Raw genomic sequence first — 23,526 nt, 5'->3', positions numbered from 1 at the left:
ATATGCTTAAACTTTTTAGGGCCACGGCCATTCTGGAGGGCATTTCCTATATCGCTTTATTTGGGATGACCATGCCCTTGAAGTATTGGGCCGATATCATGGAACCCAATAAAATTGTAGGATATGCCCATGGGGTTCTCTTTATTCTGTATGTAGTCTTGGCCGTAGCATTTTGTTGGCAGCGCAAATGGGGCATCAAAAAATTTGTGATGCTCTTTATTGCCTCCCTATTGCCTTTTGGGACCTTTTATGCGGATGAAAAGTATCTGAAGGAACTAGCCTAGGAAACTCTGGATGGCCAAATCATAGCTTTGTAATCCAAAACCAAGGATAACTCCTTTGGCTCCCGGTGATATGTAGGAGACATGCCTGTATTCCTCCCGTTGATGGGTATTGGATATATGTACTTCGACCACTGGGGTGGAAACCGCTTTTACCGCATCCCCCATTCCCACCGAAGTATGGGTATATGCCGCAGCATTTAGGACAATTCCATCATAATCAAAACCCACTTCCTGTATTTTGCCAATAAGCTCCCCTTCAATATTGGACTGAAAATATTCCAGTTCCACTTGCGGAAATTTTTGTTGTAATTCGGCGAAATAGTCTTCAAAAGTGGTGCTGCCATACACTTCGGGCTCCCGTTTTCCCAACAGGTTTAGATTGGGCCCATTGATGATCATTAGTTTCATAATGTAAAAGTACCAATTATTTTAAGGCATAAAAAAAGCGGAAGTGAAGACTCCCGCTTTTTGTGCTTTGTTAGACTTGACTAGTTAAATCTATATCCAGCTCCAAAAGTTAGGGTGTTGATGTCCACGACATCACCAAAATCTCCTCCCCTGGATACTTGAAGACCATATCTTGCTTCAACAAACCAGTTGTCATCGATTTGGTATCCACCACCAAAGGCGATATCGAGACCAAACTCACCATCAGGAATATCTTCCAACAGATAATTGATTTGTGGGCCAGCCTGAATGTTGAAGTTGTTTATTTTGTACTTCGCCATAATAGGAATGTACAAAGAGGTCAAATCATCTACAAAACTAAAAAGGACGGAAGGCTCAATGTCAAACTCTTCGGATGCCACAAAATTATAGCTACCCCCTAGATAAAATCCAAGTTCACTGTCGCTTACACTTCCAAAGAAATCATCTCCCGTATCCACTTTCATGGATACATTGTTAAGACCTGCCTTGACCGCGAACCCTTCTTGCCCGTAGGTGTTTGAAACGATTACACTAGTAAAAAATACTGCTAAAACAATTAATTTTCTCACGATGTATAAATTTTAGTTGAGGGCACAAATATAGCAATGCCACAAGGTTAAGAATAGTAGGAAATTTAGAATGTTTTTGTTATATGAACATTGAAATCCTACATTTTATTGCAAAAGGAACAGGGTTTCACTGCTCCTTTTGCTTAATCATAAAAAATTGAATATCAATTAGTTGAATGCAAATTGCAATCCAAACCCGAAGGCACCCACTTCATTGTCCCCATCACTGAGCACAATGGCCGGTCTCCAATCAAAATTGGCCACAAAGGGCACCCCGTTCACTTTAAAATCCAGTCCTAAGTGGGGACGCAGCGCAAAAACATTGTCCACATTGTCCACTAGGATAATACTTGGTCCTGCTCCTGCATACCAGCGCAAGCCTCCAGCCCCAACGAATCTTTTGTGGTAGGAATACAGGATGGTGATCATGGTTGCCCCATCCTCAAATCCCAAATCGGCCTGACCCACATGGTGGCTGGTAAAGAAGTACTTTCCAGTGGCCCCAATAAAGGTTGCACTATCAACCGCATCAACACCAAGCCCCAAAGCCGCTTTGTAACTCGTTTGGGATTTCACAGTCACCGTACCCAAAAGGGCAAGGCCAAAAACAACTAGTAATTTTTTCATTTTTTTAAGTTTATGGTTCATACTAATTCAACTGTGCGATTTTGAGGCTGTGCCCAGTTTTTCTTTTGATCTCTTTTTGTATCAGAACAGGAATAGCACCCCGAGGGCCACTATGGAAAAATTCCCGTCATTGCTGATATTGATATAGGATACATTGAGTTCCGTGTTCCCGGTAATGTTATATCCCATTGAAGGTCTTACATAAAACCCTCCTTCGTTCCCTTCATTAATGCCCACGGCATAGCCCACATCGGCACCAAAATTAAAATCATATGTAGGATAAAGTCGTAATGCCCCGGCCAAAGGGACAAACTGAAAATCTTCAAACTCGTTTTCCACGACAACATTGCCCACGGTAACCGTAGTGGTTTCCCCAAAGGCATTAAAAAACCCAGTTGCCAATCCTGCATCAATAAGTTCCGATACACCCCAATGGTGGGCTATATCCAAACCAATGCTGAACTTTGATATATCAGCAGCGTCCGCAACGGGAATACCCGCATGCAATCCTGCTTTAATCCTACTTCGGTCTACCTGTTGTGCCATTGCTGAAAAAGTCAACACCAATAGCCCAAGTGTCAATAAAAATGTTTTCTTCATTATGGTTATTTTTTTGTACTGGCTAAAACGTAGCAATACGGGATATAGTGTATTTGCGTAGTAAAAACCCTACAAAAATATTTTTATATCAAACAAAAATTCTTTGTGAAAAATATCCAAACTTGCGGTAACACATGCCTCCCATTTGATCAAAGGCCCTTTTCAATTGACCAATCGTCCAATAGCATCCATATTTCCACTGATTATTGTTTTTATATTTAGACCATGAACTGGCAACAGGCAATACAGGATTACCAAAACTATCTGAAGATTGAGCGTGGTCTCAGTAAAAACTCCATAACCAATTATTCCCTTGACCTCCAAAAATTGGCCAACTATCTTCTTGACCATGACATGGAAATATCCCCTATCCAGATTGATATGGAGACCGTCCAAGGTTTTGTCTACGCCATTGCCAAAACGGTAAATCCAAGGACTCAGGCCAGGGTCATTTCGGGCTTAAAAGGTTTTTTTAACTACCTTATTTTTGAGGATTACAGGACAGACAATCCCATGGACCTCATCGAGACTCCCAAAATAGGCCGTAAACTCCCGGATACCTTATCCATTGATGAAATCAACACCCTTATCTCCAACATAGACCTGTCCAAACCTGAAGGGGAACGGAACCGTGCCATCCTCGAGACCCTTTATGGATGCGGCCTACGGGTTTCAGAATTGTTGAATCTAAAACTTTCCGACCTTTATTTTGATGAGGACTTTATCAAGGTCACAGGGAAGGGCAACAAACAGCGGTTCGTGCCCATCAGTGATATCAACAAAAAATACATAAATATTTACCGGAACGAAATACGGGTGCATCTACCCATTCAAAAAGAGCATGAGGACATTCTTTTTTTAAACCGAAGGGGAAAGCAACTTACCCGGGCCATGGTCTTTACCATAATTAAACGTTTGGCAGAAAAAACCGGACTGAAAAAGAGCATCAGTCCGCACACCTTTAGACATTCCTTTGCCACCCATCTTTTGGAAAATGGGGCTGATTTAAGGGCCATACAGCAAATGTTGGGTCATGAAAGCATTACCACCACAGAAGTGTATATGCACGTGAACCGTGCCCATTTGGCCAAGGTACTGAATGAGTATCACCCTAGAAAATAGGGTTTAAAAGAACAAGACAATCGTTAGTATCAACTCCCCTTTTTCAGCTGATTTTTCAATCCTTGGTTTTGCTTTTTATAGGGCCTGATGATCAATCGAGCTTCGCGGTCGAACCGGATATAATTATAGACCCAGTTGATGAATACCACTACCCTATTCCTAAAGCCAATGAGGAAATACAGATGCACGAACATCCACACAAACCAAGCAAACACACCTTGGAACCTGAACTTTGGAAGGTCTACCACAGCTTTATTCCGTCCAACTGTGGCCATACTGCCCTTGTCCTTGTAGACAAAGGGTTTCATAGGCTTCCCATCAATCAACCTCACTAAATTATCCCCTAAGTTCCTACCTTGTTGTATAGCAGGTTGGGCCATCATAGGGTGGCCATGGGGAAAGGTTTCGGTCTCCATCTGGGCCACATCACCAATGGCAAATATGTTCTGGAACCCTTCCAACTGGTGGAACTCATTCACTTTAAGTCTATTTCCCCTACACAATACCTCTTTGGCATCCAGCCCTTTGATACTGACTGCCTGAACACCTGCTGCCCAGACCAATGTGGCCGATTCAAAGGATGTTTCCGTGTTGGTGGTTACCTTATTTCCATCATAATCGGTTACCCTGATGTTCTTCCACACATTTACGCCCAAGCGTTCCAAAAAATGCTCCGCCTTTCGTGAGGCCTGCCCACTCATGGCCGGTAAAATACGCTCCCCACTCTGGATCAGGTTTATTTGGGCCCTTCGCGTATCCAAATCTGGATAATCCTTGGGCAAAATCCCTTTTTTTATCTCGGCCAGTGCCCCGGCCAGCTCAACCCCTGTAGGTCCTCCTCCCACTATCACAAAGTTCATAAGGGCATCCCTTTCATGAAGGTCATCCGTAAGCAAGGCCTGTTCAAAATTTTCCAAGATAAGGCTCCTGAGATTCAATGACTGTGGAATGGTTTTCATGGCCATACCCTTGGTCTCGATATTCTCATTTCCAAAAAAATTGGTCTCGGAACCCGCAGCCACTACCAAATAATCAAAATTGATCTCGCCAATATTGGTCTTTACCTTGCGTGACGTAGGGTCTATGGCCATGACCTTGGCCAAGCGGAAGTAAAAATTGGGATAGCCCTGCAATACTTTTCGAATGGGGTAGGCAATGGAATCCGGCTCCAGTCCTCCTGTGGAAACCTGATACAACAAAGGTTGAAAGTTGTGGTAATTGTGCTTGTCAAGCAAAACTACCTGCATTTCCTTTTTACTGAGTTTTTTAGCTAGCGCGATGCCCCCAAAACCGCCGCCAATGATTACGACCCTTGGGAAACTGGATTGTGGAATATTCATTGTGGACATGGATGTAAATGTACACATTCCCCTGCAGGCAACTCTCCATAAAAGAGGCTTTTTTTAGTATATTTAAAGCCTGACCAAAAACTTCAACAAAATGAAAAATGCGCTCCTTATCGGCATGGCACTTGTTCTTTGTGCTGCCATGGGCTTTTCCCAGAAAAGCCAAAAGACCATATTGAACGAACTGGACACAAAAACCCAGGAATACGGTGATATCGCCCATCAAATCTGGGACCTTGCCGAGATGGGGTATTTGGAAGAGAAAAGTTCCGCTTTACTGCAAAAAACGTTATCCGATGCCGGTTTTTCCATTGAGAAAGGAATCGCCGGTATACCCACGGCCTTTAAGGCAGAATATGGCTCCGGTTATCCAGTAATTGCCATTTTAGGGGAGTATGATGCCCTCCCTGGATTGTCCCAACAGGCCGTTCCAGAGAAAAAATCAGCCGATAAAGCCGCAGGGCATGCTTGCGGACACCACCTTTTTGGAACCGCTTCCACAGCAGCTGCCATTGCCGTAAAGGACTGGTTGCAATCCAACAAGATACAAGGAACCATTCGGTTTTATGGATGTCCTGCCGAGGAAGGCGGGTCAGGAAAAGTATATATGGTACGGGAAGGGGTCTTTAATGATGTGGATATTGCCCTTCACTGGCATCCAGGATCACAGAATGCCGCCAGTGCCGGAGCTGCCTTGGCCAATAAGTCGGCCAAATTCAGGTTTCATGGAATTTCGGCCCATGCCGCAGGAGCCCCGGAAAGAGGTCGGTCCGCATTGGATGGTGTTGAAGCCATGGACCATATGGTCAATATGATGCGGGAACACATTCCCCAAGATGCCCGTATCCATTACGTAATCACCAATGGTGGAAAGGCACCCAACGTGGTACCGGACTTTGCCGAAGTCTATTATTACGCCCGGCATGGTAAAAGAGATGTGGTCATTGATATTTTTGACCGGATTGTAAAGGCTGCCGAAGGAGCTGCATTGGGAACGGGTACTACTATGGATTATGAGATGATCGGGGGTACCCACGAGCTTTTGCCCAATCTGACCCTTCAAAAAATGATGTATGACAACCTCACCAAAGTGGGTGGGGTAACCTATACGGATGAAGAAAAAGCTTTTGCCGAAAAAATTTCCGAGACCTTGGGAGCAAAAACTTTGGATATGAAGACGGCGGAAGCCATACAGCCTTACCAAGAAGAAGCCAGGGCCTATGGCTCTACGGATGTGGGCGATGTGAGTTTTACCGTACCCACTGCAGGTCTGGGGACCGCCACTTGGGTTCCTGGAACCCCAGCGCACAGCTGGCAAGCCGTTGCGGCAGGGGGAACTTCCATAGGCACCAAAGGAATGATGGTCGCTGCAAAGACCCTTACCCTGACCGCCATGGACATTTTTAAAAACCCAAAAACCGTTGAAGCCGCCAAGGCCGAGCTTATTGAAAGACGTGGGGAAGATTTTAAATACATCCCTTTATTGGGCAACAGACCCCCAGCATTGGATTACCGAAAATAAACTCATTTTTGGGGTAGTGTAACAAAATCGGTTTTATTGCTACAAATAAGCAAATCACTTACCAACCATTGAACAAAGAACTGGAACATCGTTTTGTGACGGAGCTTGAGGACAATCAGAATATTGTCCACAAAGTATGCAGCCTCTATACCAACGACAGGGACTCCCACAATGATCTCTTTCAAGAGATTACCATACAACTGTGGAAAGCCTATCCGAAGTTTAGGGGAGACTCCAAATTCAGCACATGGATGTACCGAGTGGCCCTGAACACGGCCATTACCGTGTATCGAAAATCAAAAAGAAGGGTACAGACCCAAGATTATGATTCGGTCGTACACAAAATCAAGGCCGATGCCTATGATGATACGGAAGAACGACAGTTGAAATTGATGTATGATGCTGTGAAACAGCTTGGGGATATTGACAAAGCGTTGGTATTTCTGTACCTTGAAGACAAAGATTATTCCGAAATAGCGGAAACCTTGGGGATTACCGAGGTAAATGCAAGGGTTAAAATGAACCGGGTGAAAAACAAATTAAGAACCATATTAAATCCGTAGACCATGGTGGATGAATTGGAACTCTTGAAAAAAGACTGGCAAAAGAAGGAGGCTCAGCTTCCTAAACTTACCTATGACGAAATCTACAAGATGATATGGAAAAAATCATCTTCCATCGTAAAATGGATTTTTTACATCAGCCTAATAGAATTTGTATTCTGGGCCGGGCTCAACATCATGTTCAGTGATGCCGAGTCCATGGAGGAACTCAAGGCAATGCACATCCATACTGCCATCATCGTACTTAACCTGATCAATTACGGCATCATTTTATATTTTATCTATAAGTTCTATACCAACTACCGTAAAATATCCTTCACTGACTCTTCCAAAAAACTGATGAAGACCATCCTGGATGTCAAAAGAACCGTTACCCAGTATGTCTGGTTCAACCTGGCCATTTTTACCATATCCATGATCATCAGTATTTACGGAGTCCTTATCTATGACTCCAAGGGGCAACAAATTGTTGAAAATGCCGTGCAAAATGGGGACACCACCATTTTTTGGGTCATGGTCGTCATCATATCCATAGTGCTCATTGCACTACTCTTACTATTGATATGGTTGTTCTACAGACTGCTCTATGGCATTCTTTTAAAACGACTCAAACAAAATTATAGGGAACTGGAGCAATTGGAGGTTTAATCGCCCCGATAGCTGTATCTTCTTTTTTGATTTTCGGCTTCGTAGGCCGCCAACTCTTGTTTGGAGATGACCTTTAAGAAAGAAGGATGCTGCTCAATGGCGTATTCCAATTTTTCCAAGATGGAATCAATGGATTCGTTGTCATAATCAATATCCAAAGGTGGTTTGATCTGCATGGACTGCAAAATGCCTTTCTTTTTCACCCGAAGTCCTTTTTTATCGAACGAACGTCTAAACCCATCGATGACCACGGGTACCACCACTGGTTTATACCGCTTTATAATATGGGCCGTTCCCTTTCGTAAGGGTTTCCACGGGGTTGTGGTACCTTGGGGAAAGGTGATCACCCACCCATCATCCAAGGCCTTGGCAATATTGCTGATGTCACTGAACTTCACCTGTCGGTTCACATCCTGCCCATCGGCACGCCATGTACGCTCAATACTAATGGATCCCGCATAAGCCAAAATCTTGGTAAGCAGGCTTTTCTTCATGGTTTCCTTTGCCGCCACATAGTAGATATTGAGCTTGGGGTTCCAGAGATAGGCCAAATTTTTAATGGAATCGTCCCTTCCCTTCAAACTGGCATTGAACACATGGAACATAGCCACCACATCGGCAAAATAGGTCTGGTGATTGCTCACAAAAAGTACATTGGTCTCCGGTAGGTCCCGTATCACCTGGGACCCTTCTATTTCAAGGGTGTTGAATCCTTTATAGCGTTGATGGGTCATGGCACCTGCAACGCGTATCAACCAGCGTTTTAAAAACAGGATATGACCAAAAGGATTTTTCTTGAATAGACCCATAGTACAATTCTTGGGGGCAAATTTACAAAATCGCGGTCAAAGCACTTGCCGTAAAAGTTCCCTAATCTCGCTCAGCATCATGGCTGTGGCGCCCCATACGGTATAACCATTTAATTTATAAGCGGGTACACGTATGTTTTTTGCGTAAGAAGTGGTGAGGATTTCCTCAATCAGGTTGGCATCGTCCAAAAAATCCTTTACATACACCTCCACCAAACGTTCCACTTCGGTTTCCTGGAGTACAAAAGGTTTTGGTTCTGGATACATCCCAATGAAGGGTGTTACCATAAAATTGCTAGGGGGAATGTACACATTGCTGAGTTCCTTGATCACCTCAACAGCCGTGGGGACCACCCCAACCTCCTCATGGGTCTCGCGAAGTGCTGTGTCCAAAAGATTCCTGTCTGCCTGTTCCACCTTCCCTCCCGGAAATCCTATTTGGTTGGAATGCACTCCTTCATAGGCTTTTCGAAGAATGAGCAGCAACCTTGTCTCTTGTTCCATATCCGGGTAAAACAGGGCCATGACTCCTGCCTTCTTGGTATTCATTTCCTCTACCCGATTGGATTTTAACCATTGTACCCGAAGCTCTGGGGACATTTTATAGTGGGATTCCTCTCCGGGAAGGGGAAGATCTTTTATTTTTAGGGCTATTTCACTAAAATCGATAAAATTCATGGTATTGAAAGCATCGGCTTTGGCCACAAGTATACTATTATTTTTTCTGGTATCCTGTGGAGAAAACCCTAAAAAAGAAACCATAAAAACAACGGAAACCGTCTTAAAGAAGGATTCCATCCCTGCTGAAAGCAACAAACTCCCTGAGCCCGAAGAGGAAAAAGAAGAAGCCTTTGTACTGGATGAGGAAAATGCCATCGACTTCTTTTTTGACTATGCCAAAGAACTCAAAAAGAACAAGGTGAAACTCACCACCAACATGGGAAGCTTTACCATTGAGCTTTTTGACAATGTTCCTTATCACAAAGCAAACTTTATTTATCTGGCCCGCAAGAAGTATTTTGATAGCACCCAATTTCATAGAGTCGTGAAGGATTTTATTATCCAAGGAGGAAATTCCGATGATAAAAAAACGGCCCAAAAGCGAGGAAAAATAGGAAGATACCTGCTTCCGCCCGATACCCAAAAAGGGCACAGGCACCATAGAGGTACCATATCCATGCCCAGTAGCGAGCGGGACAATCCCCACAAACTGGCCTCCCCATATGAGTTTTTTATTGTGGTCACCAAACCGGGATCGTACCATTTGGATGGTTCCTACACGCCATTTGGCCACGTCATTGAAGGAATGGATGTAGTGGACGCCATAAACCAAGTCCCAGTTGGAGATGGGGACTGGCCTTGGAAAAGTGTGTATATCCTAAAAGCGGAAGTGCTGTAACCCTACACTGGAAAGATTAAAAGGCTGGCTTATATTTTTAGGTTGATTCCGAATATGATCTGCCGGAATCCTCCTGCAAAAACCCCTGAAGTAGCCCTGTTCAGCCGTGATGCCCGGTACACCCGATCCGTGATGTTCTTCCCGTTCACAAAAACTGTGGCGTCCGTTTTGTCGCCTATCTTAAAATCGTAGTTGACAAAGGCGTCCACTGTGGTAAACGATGGTAATTTTCCTATGGCGCCATCTGCCGATTCCCGCTCAAAATTGTGGAATTCGGTAAACTGTTCGCCTACATAATGCATGTTGATACCGCTTGACCATCCCTTCCAATCATGGTTTAGGCCAATGCTCATGTTGATTTTGGGTGTGTAAGGCGCTTCAGCATTTGTAATGCCCCCATCCCCAAAAGTGATGATGCTCTTGGTAATGTTGGGGAAATCTGAAGCCTCCAAAGTCGCATCCATCAGTAAGACCTCCCCTCCTCCATTATCCACATAAACCTCATAGGCATTCCGGTTCGCATTCACTTTTTGGATATACTCATTTTGGGTCGCCGTGCTATGCACCACTTGGGAAAAAAGATCCTTGTCTTCCAACCTACCTCCTTTTACCTTGGAATGCATATAGGTAAGGTTACCCAACAAATGGAGTTGATGTCCATCCTTATTGAAAACTTCGGCATTAAAGGCCATCTCAACTCCTTGCACATTGATCCTGCCCAACTCTTGGAACACCTCATTACGTCCCCCGGCATAAAAATTTCGACTGGCATTGTGGAAATAGGTCAGTTGCCCATTGATACAATTATCAAAAAGACTGCCACGCCATCCCACTTCCTTGTTCCAACTCAATTCCGGGTCAATGTTTATGCTCTGTCCCTCAAGCGGGTTGGTCACCACGCCATCCTGCTCCACCAAAAAACCAAATACTTTGGATGGGGCGATCATTCCCTGATAGATACTCCCGAAGAACTCTCCATTTTCATACTGATGATTGATGGTGAGTCCCGGTAAAAACTGATCATACACATTGGGTTCCCTACCTTCCGTTGTACCTTGAAGGGTTGGGTCCTGGGCCTGAGCAATCAAATCTTGACGGTACATGTCTACATGCTCAAAGCGCAAAATGGGAGTGATGCCTATTTTACCTATATGAAACTCATTCCGAACATAGCCATTGACCGACCATAGACGGTACCAAAGGTCCTTGGTTGCGGTGCCGTAGCGTGCCCAACGGGTATTATCAGCCTCTAGGAACACATCTTTAAAGGTTTCCCTGTGCAGGTTGATACTAGCTTCAAAATGACTCGGGGCATTGAAGGCCTCCCACGCAGTCTTGAAGGTTTCCTTAATTCCGGATACCTTGTAAATCCAACGGCTATCGGTTGTACTTTCCAATCCGTCCACCACACGGCCCACGATGACATAATCTTCATCATCAAAGGATTTTCCATTTAGATAGCCATACCGTTGGTTAAAAATATCCGGGCCCACATAATCTTGCACCTCAGAGGCCCTGACCTTGGTCGTGACCTGTCGCCACCAATCCCTTTCAAAATCGGAAGCATACACCTTGGTCGTAAAACTGGACTGCTCCGTGGGCAACCATTTGTGGATGATGTCCACCCCATACCGCCTCATGGTAAACTGATCGGCGTCCAATGGATTTTGGGTGGGGTCGGTTTCAAAGGTAAATGGGGTTTGTGAGCTCAAAGACGCCTGGTTATCTTCAAATTGCCCGCTCACCTTAAAATACAGGGATTGATTTTCGGATAATTTGGCAAAAATCTTGGCGTTCAGATTCAATATCTCCACAGAGGAATTGTCCGTAAATCCATCGAACTTCTTATAAACGCCTTCCACCAATCCGCCAATATTATTCCAAGTACCTCCGTAGGAGAACAGTCCTGAGGTATAATTGCGTTGGCCGCCCGTAAGCTTTAACCGCAATGTGGGTTTTTGGGGTGGCAATGCGGTAATATAGTTTACCGCCCCGTACATGTTATTGGGTCCGTATTTGAGCATGTCCGCCCCCTTGTACACCTCTATGGAAGCGATTCGGTCACTTACAGGATTATAATAAGCCCCTGGAGCTATATACGGTGCCGGGGCAGATGGCGTCCCGTCCTCCATGAGCAATACCTTTTTTGATCTTCGCCCCCATGATCCTCGAATACTGATGTTAGGTCTATTGGACAATCCCATGTCCCCAACAATGTTGACCCCGGGAATGGTACGCAATACCTCTTCCGTACTCAATGGGTTCATTCTTTTTAACACAACTGGATTAATCCTAAAATTGCTGCCTTTAAACTCCTTTTTAAAGTTTTCGGGCGAAGCGCTCACAATGACCTCATCCAAAGTGGTATTGGCCCTGTTCAGTTCCAGGGTTCCCAAATCACTGGTGGTAGAGGTTATGGCAATCTGCTTTTCTTCATATCCCAAATACTTTATCAGGATGCTTTGTGTTTCTGTATCGACATTGAATTCGAAGTATCCGCTTTCATTGGTGACACCTCCCAACTCCCCATCCTGCAAGATAATTTGTGCTCCGATCAAGGGTTGTGAATCGGTAGCATCGACCACCCTACCGGTGAGTTTGGTTTGTGAAAAAGATGAAATACTTATGAATAGAAAGCACAGGAGGGTTCCCAAAACCTGGGATGGCCTTTGTTGTATCATTTATTTTTTTTCAGATTTTTTTGATGGATCCTTTCACCGATCAAGCCTAATCGGTGTAGACCTACAGGTGATAGAATGGGATATTTAAGTTTGTTTTTGATGTTCTCCGCACTAAAATCAACAAGATTTAAAAGTGCCGCGATGATAATGAGGTTCTTAATAATGTACTGGCCCACCAAGGTTAGGTAGAGTGGCCCCTCACCAAAGGCTTGATCAGGAAAGAAAAGCAAGGGCGAAAAGGTGAATACCATATGCACCAAGGCCAATACCACTATGGTTCTGCGCCATAGGTTGAAAATTAGAAATACCCCAACAATGGTTTCCCAAAGGGCCAATACTATTATGGATACGGCATCTGGAATAAGCCCAAATGTGAGCATATGGATGGTACTCTTGGCCAAGCCTTCGGCCGGACTGAGATCCGGAAAAAACTTCAGGGCACCAAACCACAGATATACCACCCCTATGGCAATTGCCAGAACATTGTGCTTTGTGGTCTGCTTCATAACGTCTTCTAATTTTTGAATTCATTCATTAAGGCTGGATCTACCTTTACTTTTTTGTTGGAAAACCGGTAGGACACCCCAACATTGATCAAATAGTCCGCAAAAGCGGCGTCCCCGTTCCTCGGGTTTCCGGTGGCTTCCTCGGTTTGTTTATCGGTGACACTTTGGGGACGATCTCTCCGTACTGCAAAGGGTACATTCAGATTCAATGAGAAATTATCCTTCATGAAAGCAATTCCTGGGTCAATGGAAAGTACATTCCCTGGTCTCCTGAACCCTTCATTGCCACCTATAAGGTCTTTTACGGGAACGCCTTCATATCGGGCTCCCAAAGACCCAGAGATGGTGTTGGAGAAGCTCTGGCTCACACCGGCCCGTACCGAGAATTGGTCTGGAACCGCCATGATGGCCTCATTTTCAAGAATGGGGCTCAAGGTTTCCCGAAACGTTCGGGTTCCGTTGGTTTCCCTAGGGTTGAGCAAGTAAAACCCTCCCCCATAGGCAAAAAGTTTTTCGGCTATCTTTTGGTAAAATTGAAAATCCAAGGTAATCCCAAAGCCACCATCGCCGGGTTGGATACTTTGATCCACAGGCCTTACCTGAGGACTTTCTTCTGGGCCCACATTGTAAAATATATCCGAAGCGTTGTAATTTCCGGTGGGCAATTTCAATCCCAATCCCAAAGCCAAGTTTCCGTTCTGGTTTTTTTCCAAATCGAACAACCAATAGCCCACACCGACCCTTATGTCTGCCAGACCTCTGGAGTATGTGGTGTTCCGTTCCTCCCTGCCATGTTCGTACAAAGAAGACCTTGTATTGATCACCGTAGGAATGGTGATGCTGGTATACAACCGATCCGTAATGCCATACGTGAGGAAAAAATCCCATGAATGGGAATGGTTGATCACCTCGGACCCGTTGGCCACCCTATCCGGTTCTTCCTCTGTTCCCCTAAAATGCCTGAACGATTTAAAATAGCGATAGTTACTTCCAATTTGGATGTCACCCGGGCCCAACAAATTGCTTTCCAAAGTATTGCCCACACATGAGGAAAAGTGCCTAATGGCCACACATCCTTGCGCCTGAACGCTTTTTGTCCCTATCAAGAAAAGGAACGAACCACATAGGATGTAAAGTAGTTTTTGAGATTTCATAATACTGATTGATTGGTTGAAGGGTTAGCTAAAAAGGCCGACCTAAGTAGGACGGCCTTGCTAGTATTTATAAAGACAACTAAACTTGGCACCAAAGTAGGACTATATGGCACAAGGGAGGATTAACAAGAAAGTAAGAAAGCTTAACAAAGGGTTAATTCCATTAACCAAAGGTTAATGCTGGCAGACGATGGTACATCAATCTACAGAAATGTATTGGAACTATGCTTCCTTGCCATAGATGTTGGGCAAACGTATATCAAACTTAACGGCCAAGAGCCGTAGGCCTATCACGACCAAGATGGCCGCGATATAGGCATAGTCTTCTGGAATGGGAATACCAACAAATAAAAAATAACTTGCCCCACCCAAAATACAGGTAGTGGCATAAATTTCCTTTCGTCTAAAGATGATGGGGATCTCGTTACAAAGCATATCCCTGATAACTCCCCCAAAACAGGCGGTCATGGTTCCCAAAGCAATGCACATTACCGGTAAAAGTTCAGCTTGCAGCCCTTTTTCTATACCCAACATGGTGTAAAGCCCAATACCAATGGTATCAAACAAAAACAAGGAACGCCTTAAATATTTAAGTTGATTGACAAAAATAATGGCCAAGACCACCGTGATAAATATGGTGGTCACATAGGTGAGGTCGCGCATCCAGACCACTGGCGTATTTCCAATGAGAAGATCGCGCAAGGTCCCTCCTCCAATAGAGGTGACAAATGCGATGATGAGTACCCCAAAAAGGTCCAATTTCTTTTCCATGGCCACCAAGACCCCAGATATGGCAAAGGCCACCGTACCCAAAATATCTATCATCTGATACAGCATACTTACATGTTTTGGGTATAGTAGTTGTAATCCTTTAGAACGGTATCCAAATACGGAACATCATAGAGCTGCGAATTGGTTTGGAGGATGCTTTCCACTTTTACCCGAAGCGCCGTCAATGTCTTAAAATCCCCACTCTTTTTAGCGATGTGAAAGGTTTCCTTGATCAAACGCACATCTTTGTCCGTAAGCAAGGTAACATTAGTAAACTGGGGAATATATTCGTCATGGACCTCCTCTAAAATGGTATGGGAGACCTTGGTCTTCTTTTTGGTACTGATGACCACCGTGCCCGCTGCTGCATCCCCCACCCGCTGCCTTTTTTCTGAAAACAGGATACTCAATATGCCTATGGATCCCAAGAAAATCCAAATGTCCACCAATCGAAGCATCCATCGCACCAAAAGATTACTCCAGTGTACCGGGGTGCCATCTAAACGGACCACCCGCATTTTCATCAACATTTTGCCTACGGTCTGTCCGTTGAACAGACTGTGCATCAACAACGAATAAAACATGGCCGGTAAAAAAATAAGGGCGGCCAACCCACGCTGGGTCCAGGTATCCTCATAGATATAACCCAGGGCATCACTTACAAGGTTCACCAGAAACGCATACATGTACAGGATGAGTCCATCGATGAGGAAAGCCACGATTCTCTCTCCAATACCAACGATTTTATAATCTAAGTTGACATTTTGCGTTGTATTGATTTGGAGGTTATCCATATAACCGTAATTTTAACTGATAGGAATTTTCCACGTATGCGCGAGGCTGCTTTTGTGAAACAAAATAAGGAAAAATGGATTGCTTTTGAAAAAGCAATTTCCATGGGTTCCCATACCGACCCCGATGCCCTAGTGGATGGCTACATCCAACTCACAAACGATTTGGCCTACGCACAAACGTATTACGCTGAAAGCAAGACTTTATTGTACTTGAATTCCCTGGCCTCACAGGCGCATCAAAAAATTTATAGGAACAAAAAGGAATCCGGCAACCGCATCATCGAATTTTGGGCCAAGGAATTTCCGCTGTTCTTTAAACAATATCATGGCACTTTAGGGGTCGCTTTCTTGATTTTTGCAGTGGCCACGGCCATTGGATGTATTTCCGCCATCAATGATTCTTCCTTTCTACGGCTCATTTTAGGCGATGCCTACGTGAACGAAACCTTGAACAATATTGCCAAAGGGGAGCCAACCGCCATTTATAAAAGTGGAAGTGAAATCGGAACTTTTTTGGGCATTACCATCAATAATATCCGAGTAGCCTTTTTGGCCTTTGCCTTTGGAGTGATCACCAGTATTGGGACGGCCTATATTTTATTCAGCAATGGAGTTATGTTGGGGGCCTTTGTCACCTTTTTTTACACCAAAGGGGTGTTTTTTGAGGCCAACCGACAAATTTGGCTACATGGCACCATTGAGATTTCGGTTATCATTATTGCAGGTTGTGCCGGACTCATTATGGGCAACAGTATTTTGTTTCCCAAAACATTTTCCAGGCGGGTTTCCTTTATGAAAGGGGCCAAAGATGGTTTAAAGGTGGTGGTGAGTACCATTCCCTTCTTTATCATTGCTGGTTTCATTGAAGGCTTTATTACCCGCTACGCCCATATGCCGGACTGGCTGGCATTTTTGATCATTGGGGGATCGTTGTTCCTCATTGTGTATTACTATATCATTTATCCAATTGTACTTAACCGAACATATGAAAGACAAATACATAGAACTTAGGATCAACCGTGATTTTGGGGACATCCTTACCACCTACTTTGAATTTTTACGGCAGAACATCAAGAAATTCACCAATGTTTTTCTCAGTTATAATGGCGTGTTTCTTATCGGTCTTTTGATCACCAGTTATCTATTGGTTTCGGGTTTTGTGGGGTTGATTTCTGAAAGTTCCGGTATGTATGGAATCAGCAGTGGTCAAAGCTCTGACGACACCTACTGGTATTATATCATTGCCGGAGGTATCCTGTTCTTTTTGATTTTTTTAGTGGTGGGGGGGCTAAACTTTAGTTTAAGTTCTTCTTACTTGATCAAGTACGAGGAAAACAAGGGAATGCATTTTGACAAGACCGCGGTCTGGGAACTCACCAAAGACAAATTGGGCAATACCCTATTATTCATTTTGTTACTCATTCCCATTTACTTGGGCTTTATGATTGCCTCGGTAATCTTTGCCTTTATTCCGCTGTTGGGAATGTTTGCCCAGTATATCCTTCAGTTTTTTATCGCTGCTTGGGTGGGGGTTTCCTATTTCAGCATGCTTTCAGAAAACAAAGGGGTCACGGAAGGTTTTGGTGAGGGTTGGAACCTCATCAGCAAAAACTTTTGGAGGGCTATAGGGGTCAACTTTATTCTGGGACTGCTCAACGGTCTATTGTTTTTCATCATTTTGTTGATTCCCATGATCATAATTGGGGTATATACCTTCCATGTTGTGGAAAACAATGTTGATGTGGGAGCTTCCATAGTTTCGACCGTAGTGTACACCTTGGGGCTTTGCCTATTGCTCATCCTTATGATCTATGCGCAATGCCTATCGCAATTCGTGAATGGCATCCTTTTTTATGCCCTGCACGAGAAGACCTATAATGTGAATACCCGAAGTAAAATTGAACAAATAGGACAATCCGATCAGTGATCCAACGCATTGCCACCATATTCTTCTTGATATGGACCATGTTTTCCATGGCCCAAAATGACAGTATTCCCATTCCTGTTGATGAGGCATCGGTACTCACCGACCGGCAAATCGGCGAAGACCTTTCCCAAAAATATACGGGTGATGAGTTCAACTACGAAGTCAAAACAGGGGAATCTTCCAATTTATTGGCCCGATTCATCCGATGGGTCCTTAACAGCCTTGGGGAAACCTTTGGTCTTGATATTCCTCCAGAAACCCTATTGATTTTGGAATATATTATCTACGGCTTGATGGGGCTTTTGGCCATTTATCTGCTTGTCCGTATGTTCATCAACGAAAAGTTCAATGCCATTTTTTCCAAAAAGGCCAAATCCATTGTGGATATAGACCTTTCCGAACACCATATCGAGGCCATAGACCTGGATGCCCTGATGAATGCTGCCCTAAAACAAAAGGATTACCGATTGGCGGTGCGTTACCAATTCCTAAGAGTCCTGAAACTCCTCTCCCAAAAGAGCATTATTGAGTGGCATTTTGACAAGACCAATCTGGACTATGGCAGGGAGATTAAGGAAGTACGCCTGCAAGAAGAGTTCAAAAAAGCATCCTATCTCTATGAAAATATTTGGTATGGCGAGCAACCCATTGATGAACACGGTTACGCCAAGACCAGTTCCCGATTTGACACCCTGAACCTTTTAATCCCGCAATGACCATGGACCGGAAATCGAAAATAGTCATTGCTCTATTTGCCTTGGTGGTTCTGGGAATCATCATCACGGAAATGGTACGGCCCAAACCCATCAACTGGAGGCCTTCCTACACCGCTGTGGACAAAATTCCTTTTGGGTGCTACGTCCTTTATTCCGAACTGCCCAACATTTTTCCCAACAGCAGCATTGAAACCGTTCAGGAAAGTGTGTACGACGTCTTGGTGGAAAGGGATACCCTATTGTCGTCCAATTATATCCTCATCAACGAATATGTGGACTTGGACGAACAGGAAACCCATCAACTTTTGGACTACGTACACCAAGGGAACACGGTCTTTATGGCAGCCACGGGTTTTGGTTGGCCCTTGATGGATACCCTGAATATTGGCATTGGTTCCGATTACTCCCTCAAAGAGGGAACCGCTGTGCTCAATTTGACCCATTCCAACTTCAACACCAAGAAATTTGAATTGTCCAGAGGTATCTTCAATTCCCATTTTACCAGTGTGGATTCCATCAACACCACCATCTTGGGGCATATCACCTACACCAAGGAAAACTTTTTGGAAGGACAACCCGATGAAAAGGTCACCAAGCCTAATTTCATCAAAACCCAATTTGGGAAGGGCAACTTTATCATCAACACCACCCCGCAGGCCTACTCCAATTACTATATGCTAAAAGGGAACCAAGACTATGCCTCCTACACCTTCTCGTATTTGGGTGATAACGAGCAACTCTTTTGGGACAACTATAAAAAAGCAGGCCGTATCATCATTGATTCCCCCATGCGCTTTGTGCTGACACAGGCCTCGCTGAAATGGGCCTACTATTTGTCCATTTTGGGCATTTTGGTTTTTGTACTGTTTCGCGGAAAACGGGAACAACGCATCATTCCGGTCATTGAACCTTTAAAAAACTCCTCGGTGGAGTTTGCCCAAGCGATTGGGTCATTATATCATCAAAACAAGGATTACACGGACCTGGTCCACAAAAAAATAAACTATTTTCTAGCCCATTTGAGAAGTCGATACCATATCGATACAAGTACACTCAGCGAAAAAACCATTCAGGTTTTGGCATCCCGGGCCGGAAAAAGCATGGAGGAGACCAAGGGTTTGATTGAATTTATCCTCCATCTGAAACAAAAGAAAGCCCATACTGAGCAAGATAGCATAGAACTCAATAAAAAAATAAACGCATTTAAGCTGTAACCATGGAAGAAAACGAACAACAAGACGACGCCTTACAATTCAGCAATCGGGTAGATCTTACCCAGCTGCAGAAAGCCGTTTCTGGCATAAAATCCGAATTGGGTAAGGTCATCATCGGACAACAGGACATGATCGAACTGCTCATCATTTCCATTTTGGCCAATGGGCATTCCCTGATCGAGGGGGTTCCCGGCGTGGCCAAGACCGTTACCGCAAAACTGCTGGCCAAGACCATGGATGTGGATTTTAGCCGGATACAGTTTACCCCGGACCTTATGCCCAGTGATATTTTGGGGACTTCCATCTTTAACCTCAAATCCTCGGAGTTTGAGTTTAAAAAAGGGCCTTTGTTCTCCAACATCATCTTGATCGATGAAATCAACCGCGCCCCGGCCAAGACCCAAGCCGCCCTTTTTGAGGCCATGGCGGAGCGTCAGATTACCATGGACGGTGTGGAATATGCCATGGAACCTCCTTTTTTGGTATTCGCCACCCAAAATCCCATTGAGCAGGAAGGCACCTATCGCCTGCCCGAAGCCCAATTGGACCGTTTTCTATTTAAGATCAAGGTCAACTACCCATCCCTTGAGGAAGAAATACAGATTTTGGAAAGCAAGCACGAGCAAAAGACCCGAATTGAGGAAGACTTGGTCAGTGCCTTGCTATCGGCCCAACAGATAGCGGGTTACCAGAGCACCATCAAAGAGATTGTGGTGGAAAAGAACCTATTAAAATATATCGCCTCCATTGTGGACAATACCCGGACCAATGCCAACCTCTATTTAGGGGCATCGCCACGGGCTTCCATTGCCATTATGGATGCCTCCAAGGCCTTGGCCGCTATCAACGGTAGGGATTTTATTACCCCGGACGACATCAAAAAAGTGGCCGGTCCAGTATTGGGACACCGCATTATGCTTACCCCCGAACGGGAAATGGAAGGCCTGACTTCGGAACAGGTGGTGAAACAAATTGTGGACAGTATAGAAATCCCCAGATAGACGAATTGTGAGGAAACTTTTTAGGCCCATATACCTGCAAAAACGATTTTTTATAGCCTTGACCGCTATCATCGTTGGTTTTTTGGTATCCTTCATGGTACCCAATCTGTATGGCGCCGTAAAGGTTTTATTCTATCTATTGGTTCTCTTTGTTATTGTTGATGTATTGTTGCTGTTCGCTTCCAAAGGAAGAATTGAAGGGAAACGTGTGCTCCCCGATAAACTTTCCAATGGGGACGAAAACCCCATTCTTTTGAAAGTCACCAACACCTATCTTTTTCAGGTAGTGGTAAAAATCATTGATGAGATTCCCTTTCAGTTCCAGAAAAGGGATTTTGGGCTTGTCAGCAAAATAGCTTCCGGCAAAAGCAAGACATACGATTACCAACTACGACCTACCGAAAGGGGCGTATATGCCTTTGGTAGCCTGAATCTCTTTGCCAGTTCGCCTATTGGGTTGCTGGCCAGAAAATATGGTTTTGACCAAGCCCAAGAGGTACCGGTTTATCCCTCTTTTTTGCAACTGCAGAAATACGACCTTATTGCATTTACCAATCGACTTCATGAGTATGGGTTGAAAAAAATAAGACGTATCGGCCACACCATGGAGTTTGAACAGATCAAGGATTATGTCTTGGGTGATGATATACGCAACATCAATTGGAAAGCCACGGCGAAACGGGGACAGTTGATGGTGAACCAGTTCCAGGATGAAAAGTCGCAGCCCATTTATTCGGTCATCGATAAGGGAAGGGTAATGAAGATGCCCTTCAATGGATTAAGTCTTTTGGATTATGCCATCAATGCCACCTTGGTCATCAGCAATATTGCGTTAAAAAAACAGGACAAAGCAGGCATGTTCTCCTTTAGTAACAAGATAGAAAATCGAGTTGTGGCCGAACGGAGAAGCTCACAGATGAACCTCATCCTGGAAACGCTGTACAATCTGGAAACCAATTTTATTGAAAGTGATTTTAGCCGATTGTATGTGGATGTAAAACGAAACCTGAACCAGCGTAGCCTACTCTTACTTTACACCAATTTTGAAACGCTGGATGCCCTTCACCGACAATTGCCCTATTTGTTGGCCATGGCCAAGCAGCATTTATTGGTGGTCATTTTCTTTGAAAATACGGAGCTTAACGAATTTGCAGATAAAAAGGCGGAAACCGTCCGTCAAATTTTTGATAAGACCATGGCGGAAAAGTTTATCTACGAAAAAAAGTTGATCGTGAACGAGCTGCGCAAACACGGTATCCAAACCATTTTGACCAAACCTGAAAATTTGACCATCAGCACCATCAACAAATACTTGGAAATAAAAGCTCGGGGACTTATTTAATTTCAAATTCCTTACTCTTCCATTGCTGGAAAAAGGGCCAGGGAGTTCAGGGATAGTGGCATGGTCTGTAACACCAATGCCTCGGAATTCTTTGTACGGCTGGGGAAACTCAACTTTCTTTTGGGAGCGGATGCATAATTGCCCCTTAGCCTTTTCTTGTCACTCTTCTTGGAAAAAAGGTCGATGGTAACCCCTACCGTGACCCCTCCGAGTACGGTGGCGGCCAAGTCGTCATTGTCCCAACCGTTCTCGCGCTGTCCAGCATCCACAGCTTCTTTGGCCACCCCAACGAGGGCGCTTCCGGCTACGGAACCGACAAAGGTCCACACCCTGCTGCCCTCAGACATTTGTTTGGCTATACCGGCTCCTGCCAGACCAAATAGGTTACCTCCTAAAAAATGAAGTGCTTTGTCTCGCTCCACTTGACTATATCCATGCGAAACGAGCATAAAAAGGACCAATGTGGGGATTAGTGTTCTCATGAGCGGTTAAAAGTATGAAAAGTTGCGCATTTAAGCCGCTAAACTTCTAATACTCTTGTGTTTTTTGTTTGGCAAGGTTGAATTCCGCCATCATTTCCCGGACAATTTCCGCAGCGGGGGTAATGTCATGTATCAAACCGGACACTTGGCCTATTTCCAACTCCCCTTCCTCCATATCGCCTTCAAACATCCCTCGTTTGGCCCTAGCCCTACCCAACAGTGTTTTTAATTCCTCTGCCGAAGCCCCTTGGGCATACGCTTGTTGTACATCTTGGAAAAATTTGTTCTTCAACAGTCGTACCGGGGCCAGTTCCTTCAAGGTCAGTTGGGTATCACCTTCCTGCGCCTTTACCACCCATTGTTTAAAAAGTTCATGGGATGAGGCTTCAGGACTGGCTACAAAACGACTGCCTATCTGGACCCCATCCGCACCCAAAACCATGGCCGCCAACATGGCTTTTCCGCTAGCAATACCTCCGGCAGCAATGAGTGGAATCTCTATTTTCTCCTTGACCGAAGGAATCAGTACCATGGTCGTGGTCTCGTCCCTACCGTTGTGGCCTCCTGCTTCAAAGCCTTCGGCCACTATGGCGTCCACGCCAGCTTCTTGTGCCTTGAGGGCAAACTTCACACTGCTCACCACATGTACCACTGTAATTCCTCTTTCTTTGAGAAAACTGGTCCATGTCTTTGGGTTTCCTGCGGAAGTGAACACAATTTTCACCCCATGGTCCACAATGATCTGCATCAATCTGTCGATATCGGGGTACAGCATGGGAACATTGACCCCAAAAGGTTTATCTGTTGCCTTCTTACATTTTATGATGTGCTCTTCCAAAACATCAGGGTACATACTCCCGGCCCCCAATAACCCCAGACCTCCTGCATTGGAAACCGCGGAGGCCAAACGCCAACCGCTGGCCCAGACCATCCCTGCTTGGACGATTGGATATTCAATTCCGAAAAGTTCAGTGATTCTGTTGCTCATCCAATATTCGGTATTAGGGCTCTTTTCCAGTC

Annotated in this window: 26 protein-coding genes; 12 read left to right on the top strand and 14 right to left on the bottom strand. The window is 44.6% G+C overall.

What is annotated here, in order from left to right; translation table 11 throughout:
• Positions 1 to 2: 2 nt before the first annotated feature.
• Complete coding sequence (locus ACPD8L_RS00295; protein ID WP_116219265.1) at positions 3 to 284, top strand: DUF3817 domain-containing protein; 282 nt, start codon at positions 3 to 5, stop codon at positions 282 to 284.
• Here ACPD8L_RS00295 and aroQ read toward each other — a convergent pair.
• The 4 genes from aroQ to ACPD8L_RS00275 form a co-directional block, all read right to left on the bottom strand.
• Positions 276 to 692 (bottom strand): type II 3-dehydroquinate dehydratase, encoded by a 417-nt coding sequence (gene aroQ / locus ACPD8L_RS00290; protein ID WP_116219266.1) that lies wholly within the window; start codon positions 690 to 692, stop codon positions 276 to 278. The genes ACPD8L_RS00295 and aroQ overlap by 9 nt on opposite strands.
• 80 nt (positions 693 to 772) lie before the next feature.
• The gene (locus ACPD8L_RS00285) at positions 773 to 1,282 is read right to left on the bottom strand and encodes an outer membrane beta-barrel protein (RefSeq protein ID WP_116219267.1); all 510 of its coding nucleotides are present in this window, start codon (positions 1,280 to 1,282) and stop codon (positions 773 to 775) included.
• 168 nt (positions 1,283 to 1,450) lie between these two features.
• Positions 1,451 to 1,909 carry a hypothetical protein gene (locus ACPD8L_RS00280; RefSeq protein ID WP_147300885.1) on the bottom strand — a complete coding sequence of 153 codons (459 nt, stop codon included), beginning with the start codon at positions 1,907 to 1,909 and terminating at the stop codon, positions 1,451 to 1,453.
• 81 nt (positions 1,910 to 1,990) lie between these two features.
• A complete protein-coding gene (locus ACPD8L_RS00275) occupies positions 1,991 to 2,509 on the bottom strand; it encodes a hypothetical protein (RefSeq protein ID WP_116219269.1) in 519 nt (172 codons plus the stop codon).
• 225 nt (positions 2,510 to 2,734) lie between these two features.
• Here ACPD8L_RS00275 and xerD point away from each other — a divergent pair, with 225 nt between their 5' ends.
• Complete coding sequence (gene xerD / locus ACPD8L_RS00270; protein WP_116219270.1) at positions 2,735 to 3,631, top strand: site-specific tyrosine recombinase XerD; 897 nt, start codon at positions 2,735 to 2,737, stop codon at positions 3,629 to 3,631.
• A 29-nt stretch (positions 3,632 to 3,660) separates the two neighbouring features.
• Here xerD and ACPD8L_RS00265 read toward each other — a convergent pair whose 3' ends face one another.
• Positions 3,661 to 4,971 carry an NAD(P)/FAD-dependent oxidoreductase gene (locus ACPD8L_RS00265; RefSeq protein WP_293304759.1) on the bottom strand — a complete coding sequence of 437 codons (1,311 nt, stop codon included), beginning with the start codon at positions 4,969 to 4,971 and terminating at the stop codon, positions 3,661 to 3,663.
• A gap of 148 nt (positions 4,972 to 5,119) precedes the next feature.
• Here ACPD8L_RS00265 and ACPD8L_RS00260 point away from each other — a divergent pair, with 148 nt between their 5' ends.
• The 3 genes from ACPD8L_RS00260 to ACPD8L_RS00250 all read left to right on the top strand — a co-directional run bounded on the left by ACPD8L_RS00260 (position 5,120) and on the right by ACPD8L_RS00250 (position 7,710).
• Positions 5,120 to 6,499: an amidohydrolase gene (locus ACPD8L_RS00260; protein WP_423942952.1), complete on the top strand. Its 1,380-nt coding sequence runs from the start codon at positions 5,120 to 5,122 to the stop codon at positions 6,497 to 6,499.
• 68 nt (positions 6,500 to 6,567) lie between these two features.
• Positions 6,568 to 7,062 carry an RNA polymerase sigma factor gene (locus ACPD8L_RS00255; protein ID WP_293299625.1) on the top strand — a complete coding sequence of 165 codons (495 nt, stop codon included), beginning with the start codon at positions 6,568 to 6,570 and terminating at the stop codon, positions 7,060 to 7,062.
• A 6-nt stretch (positions 7,063 to 7,068) separates the two neighbouring features.
• A complete protein-coding gene (locus ACPD8L_RS00250; protein ID WP_421810975.1) occupies positions 7,069 to 7,710 on the top strand; it encodes a hypothetical protein in 642 nt (213 codons plus the stop codon).
• On the opposite strand, the gene ACPD8L_RS00245 is transcribed toward ACPD8L_RS00250, so the two are convergent.
• Both ACPD8L_RS00245 and ACPD8L_RS00240 read right to left on the bottom strand, forming a co-directional pair.
• Positions 7,707 to 8,519, bottom strand: coding sequence for a lysophospholipid acyltransferase family protein (locus ACPD8L_RS00245; RefSeq protein ID WP_116219275.1), 813 nt, complete (start codon positions 8,517 to 8,519; stop codon positions 7,707 to 7,709). The genes ACPD8L_RS00250 and ACPD8L_RS00245 overlap by 4 nt on opposite strands.
• Before the next feature lie 36 nt (positions 8,520 to 8,555).
• Positions 8,556 to 9,197, bottom strand: coding sequence for an NUDIX hydrolase (locus ACPD8L_RS00240; RefSeq protein WP_423942950.1), 642 nt, complete (start codon positions 9,195 to 9,197; stop codon positions 8,556 to 8,558).
• On the opposite strand from ACPD8L_RS00240, the gene ACPD8L_RS00235 reads away from it, so the two are divergent.
• Complete coding sequence (locus ACPD8L_RS00235; RefSeq protein WP_423941089.1) at positions 9,196 to 9,918, top strand: peptidylprolyl isomerase; 723 nt, start codon at positions 9,196 to 9,198, stop codon at positions 9,916 to 9,918. The two genes, ACPD8L_RS00240 and ACPD8L_RS00235, sit on opposite strands and share 2 nt — an antisense overlap.
• 29 nt (positions 9,919 to 9,947) lie before the next feature.
• Here ACPD8L_RS00235 and ACPD8L_RS00230 read toward each other — a convergent pair whose 3' ends face one another.
• From ACPD8L_RS00230 to ACPD8L_RS00210, 5 genes are all read right to left on the bottom strand, one after another.
• On the bottom strand, positions 9,948 to 12,599 hold the full coding sequence (locus ACPD8L_RS00230) for a carboxypeptidase-like regulatory domain-containing protein (protein ID WP_423941088.1): 2,652 nt from the start codon (positions 12,597 to 12,599) through the stop codon (positions 9,948 to 9,950).
• The gene (locus ACPD8L_RS00225; protein ID WP_116219278.1) at positions 12,596 to 13,105 is read right to left on the bottom strand and encodes a DoxX family membrane protein; all 510 of its coding nucleotides are present in this window, start codon (positions 13,103 to 13,105) and stop codon (positions 12,596 to 12,598) included. Before ACPD8L_RS00225 ends, ACPD8L_RS00230 begins: the two co-directional genes overlap by 4 nt.
• A gap of 8 nt (positions 13,106 to 13,113) precedes the next feature.
• Positions 13,114 to 14,259, bottom strand: a complete 1,146-nt coding sequence (locus ACPD8L_RS00220; RefSeq protein WP_423941085.1) for a hypothetical protein — start codon at positions 14,257 to 14,259, stop codon at positions 13,114 to 13,116.
• Positions 14,260 to 14,481: 222 nt separating this feature from the next.
• Positions 14,482 to 15,096: a trimeric intracellular cation channel family protein gene (locus ACPD8L_RS00215; RefSeq protein WP_116219280.1), complete on the bottom strand. Its 615-nt coding sequence runs from the start codon at positions 15,094 to 15,096 to the stop codon at positions 14,482 to 14,484.
• Positions 15,097 to 15,098: 2 nt separating this feature from the next.
• Complete coding sequence (locus tag ACPD8L_RS00210; protein WP_423941082.1) at positions 15,099 to 15,824, bottom strand: RDD family protein; 726 nt, start codon at positions 15,822 to 15,824, stop codon at positions 15,099 to 15,101.
• 36 nt (positions 15,825 to 15,860) lie between these two features.
• On the opposite strand from ACPD8L_RS00210, the gene ACPD8L_RS00205 reads away from it, so the two are divergent.
• From ACPD8L_RS00205 to ACPD8L_RS00180, 6 genes are read left to right on the top strand one after another with little or no spacing between them, the layout of a single operon-like run.
• Complete coding sequence (locus tag ACPD8L_RS00205; RefSeq protein WP_116219282.1) at positions 15,861 to 16,835, top strand: stage II sporulation protein M; 975 nt, start codon at positions 15,861 to 15,863, stop codon at positions 16,833 to 16,835.
• The gene (locus ACPD8L_RS00200; RefSeq protein WP_116219283.1) at positions 16,810 to 17,751 is read left to right on the top strand and encodes a hypothetical protein; all 942 of its coding nucleotides are present in this window, start codon (positions 16,810 to 16,812) and stop codon (positions 17,749 to 17,751) included. Before ACPD8L_RS00205 ends, ACPD8L_RS00200 begins: the two co-directional genes overlap by 26 nt.
• Entirely contained in the window at positions 17,748 to 18,467 is a 720-nt protein-coding gene (locus tag ACPD8L_RS00195) for a DUF4129 domain-containing protein (RefSeq protein ID WP_116219284.1), read from the top strand. The genes ACPD8L_RS00200 and ACPD8L_RS00195 overlap by 4 nt, the downstream gene beginning before the upstream one ends.
• Before the next feature lie 2 nt (positions 18,468 to 18,469).
• Positions 18,470 to 19,681 carry a DUF4350 domain-containing protein gene (locus ACPD8L_RS00190; protein WP_423941078.1) on the top strand — a complete coding sequence of 404 codons (1,212 nt, stop codon included), beginning with the start codon at positions 18,470 to 18,472 and terminating at the stop codon, positions 19,679 to 19,681.
• Positions 19,682 to 19,683: 2 nt separating this feature from the next.
• The gene (locus ACPD8L_RS00185; protein WP_421809009.1) at positions 19,684 to 20,682 is read left to right on the top strand and encodes an AAA family ATPase; all 999 of its coding nucleotides are present in this window, start codon (positions 19,684 to 19,686) and stop codon (positions 20,680 to 20,682) included.
• A 7-nt stretch (positions 20,683 to 20,689) separates the two neighbouring features.
• On the top strand, positions 20,690 to 22,024 hold the full coding sequence (locus ACPD8L_RS00180; protein ID WP_423941075.1) for a DUF58 domain-containing protein: 1,335 nt from the start codon (positions 20,690 to 20,692) through the stop codon (positions 22,022 to 22,024).
• A gap of 11 nt (positions 22,025 to 22,035) precedes the next feature.
• On the opposite strand, the gene ACPD8L_RS00175 is transcribed toward ACPD8L_RS00180, so the two are convergent.
• Complete coding sequence (locus ACPD8L_RS00175) at positions 22,036 to 22,506, bottom strand: hypothetical protein (RefSeq protein WP_423941072.1); 471 nt, start codon at positions 22,504 to 22,506, stop codon at positions 22,036 to 22,038.
• A 46-nt stretch (positions 22,507 to 22,552) separates the two neighbouring features.
• Positions 22,553 to 23,494, bottom strand: a complete 942-nt coding sequence (locus ACPD8L_RS00170) for an NAD(P)H-dependent flavin oxidoreductase (RefSeq protein ID WP_423941070.1) — start codon at positions 23,492 to 23,494, stop codon at positions 22,553 to 22,555.
• Positions 23,495 to 23,526: the final 32 nt, after the last annotated feature.

This window comes from Flagellimonas algicida (genome assembly GCF_049629585.1).
Taxonomy (GTDB): Bacteria; Bacteroidota; Bacteroidia; order Flavobacteriales; family Flavobacteriaceae; genus Flagellimonas.
This window is presented reverse-complemented; position numbering and strand designations above follow the sequence as displayed.

Coding starts and splice junctions, on each gene's coding strand:
- ACPD8L_RS00295 (WP_116219265.1), top strand. CDS start 3: ATGCTTAAACTTTTTAGGGCCACGGCCATTCTGGAGGGCATTTCCTAT.
- aroQ (WP_116219266.1), bottom strand. CDS start 692: ATGAAACTAATGATCATCAATGGGCCCAATCTAAACCTGTTGGGAAAA.
- ACPD8L_RS00280 (WP_147300885.1), bottom strand. CDS start 1,909: ATGAAAAAATTACTAGTTGTTTTTGGCCTTGCCCTTTTGGGTACGGTG.
- ACPD8L_RS00275 (WP_116219269.1), bottom strand. CDS start 2,509: ATGAAGAAAACATTTTTATTGACACTTGGGCTATTGGTGTTGACTTTT.
- xerD (WP_116219270.1), top strand. CDS start 2,735: ATGAACTGGCAACAGGCAATACAGGATTACCAAAACTATCTGAAGATT.
- ACPD8L_RS00265 (WP_293304759.1), bottom strand. CDS start 4,971: ATGAATATTCCACAATCCAGTTTCCCAAGGGTCGTAATCATTGGCGGC.
- ACPD8L_RS00260 (WP_423942952.1), top strand. CDS start 5,120: ATGGGCTTTTCCCAGAAAAGCCAAAAGACCATATTGAACGAACTGGAC.
- ACPD8L_RS00245 (WP_116219275.1), bottom strand. CDS start 8,519: ATGGGTCTATTCAAGAAAAATCCTTTTGGTCATATCCTGTTTTTAAAA.
- ACPD8L_RS00235 (WP_423941089.1), top strand. CDS start 9,196: ATGGTATTGAAAGCATCGGCTTTGGCCACAAGTATACTATTATTTTTT.
- ACPD8L_RS00240 (WP_423942950.1), bottom strand. CDS start 9,197: ATGAATTTTATCGATTTTAGTGAAATAGCCCTAAAAATAAAAGATCTT.
- ACPD8L_RS00230 (WP_423941088.1), bottom strand. CDS start 12,599: ATGATACAACAAAGGCCATCCCAGGTTTTGGGAACCCTCCTGTGCTTT.
- ACPD8L_RS00225 (WP_116219278.1), bottom strand. CDS start 13,105: ATGAAGCAGACCACAAAGCACAATGTTCTGGCAATTGCCATAGGGGTG.
- ACPD8L_RS00220 (WP_423941085.1), bottom strand. CDS start 14,259: ATGAAATCTCAAAAACTACTTTACATCCTATGTGGTTCGTTCCTTTTC.
- ACPD8L_RS00215 (WP_116219280.1), bottom strand. CDS start 15,096: ATGCTGTATCAGATGATAGATATTTTGGGTACGGTGGCCTTTGCCATA.
- ACPD8L_RS00210 (WP_423941082.1), bottom strand. CDS start 15,824: ATGGATAACCTCCAAATCAATACAACGCAAAATGTCAACTTAGATTAT.
- ACPD8L_RS00205 (WP_116219282.1), top strand. CDS start 15,861: ATGCGCGAGGCTGCTTTTGTGAAACAAAATAAGGAAAAATGGATTGCT.
- ACPD8L_RS00200 (WP_116219283.1), top strand. CDS start 16,810: ATGAAAGACAAATACATAGAACTTAGGATCAACCGTGATTTTGGGGAC.
- ACPD8L_RS00190 (WP_423941078.1), top strand. CDS start 18,470: ATGGACCGGAAATCGAAAATAGTCATTGCTCTATTTGCCTTGGTGGTT.
- ACPD8L_RS00185 (WP_421809009.1), top strand. CDS start 19,684: ATGGAAGAAAACGAACAACAAGACGACGCCTTACAATTCAGCAATCGG.
- ACPD8L_RS00175 (WP_423941072.1), bottom strand. CDS start 22,506: ATGAGAACACTAATCCCCACATTGGTCCTTTTTATGCTCGTTTCGCAT.
- ACPD8L_RS00170 (WP_423941070.1), bottom strand. CDS start 23,494: ATGAGCAACAGAATCACTGAACTTTTCGGAATTGAATATCCAATCGTC.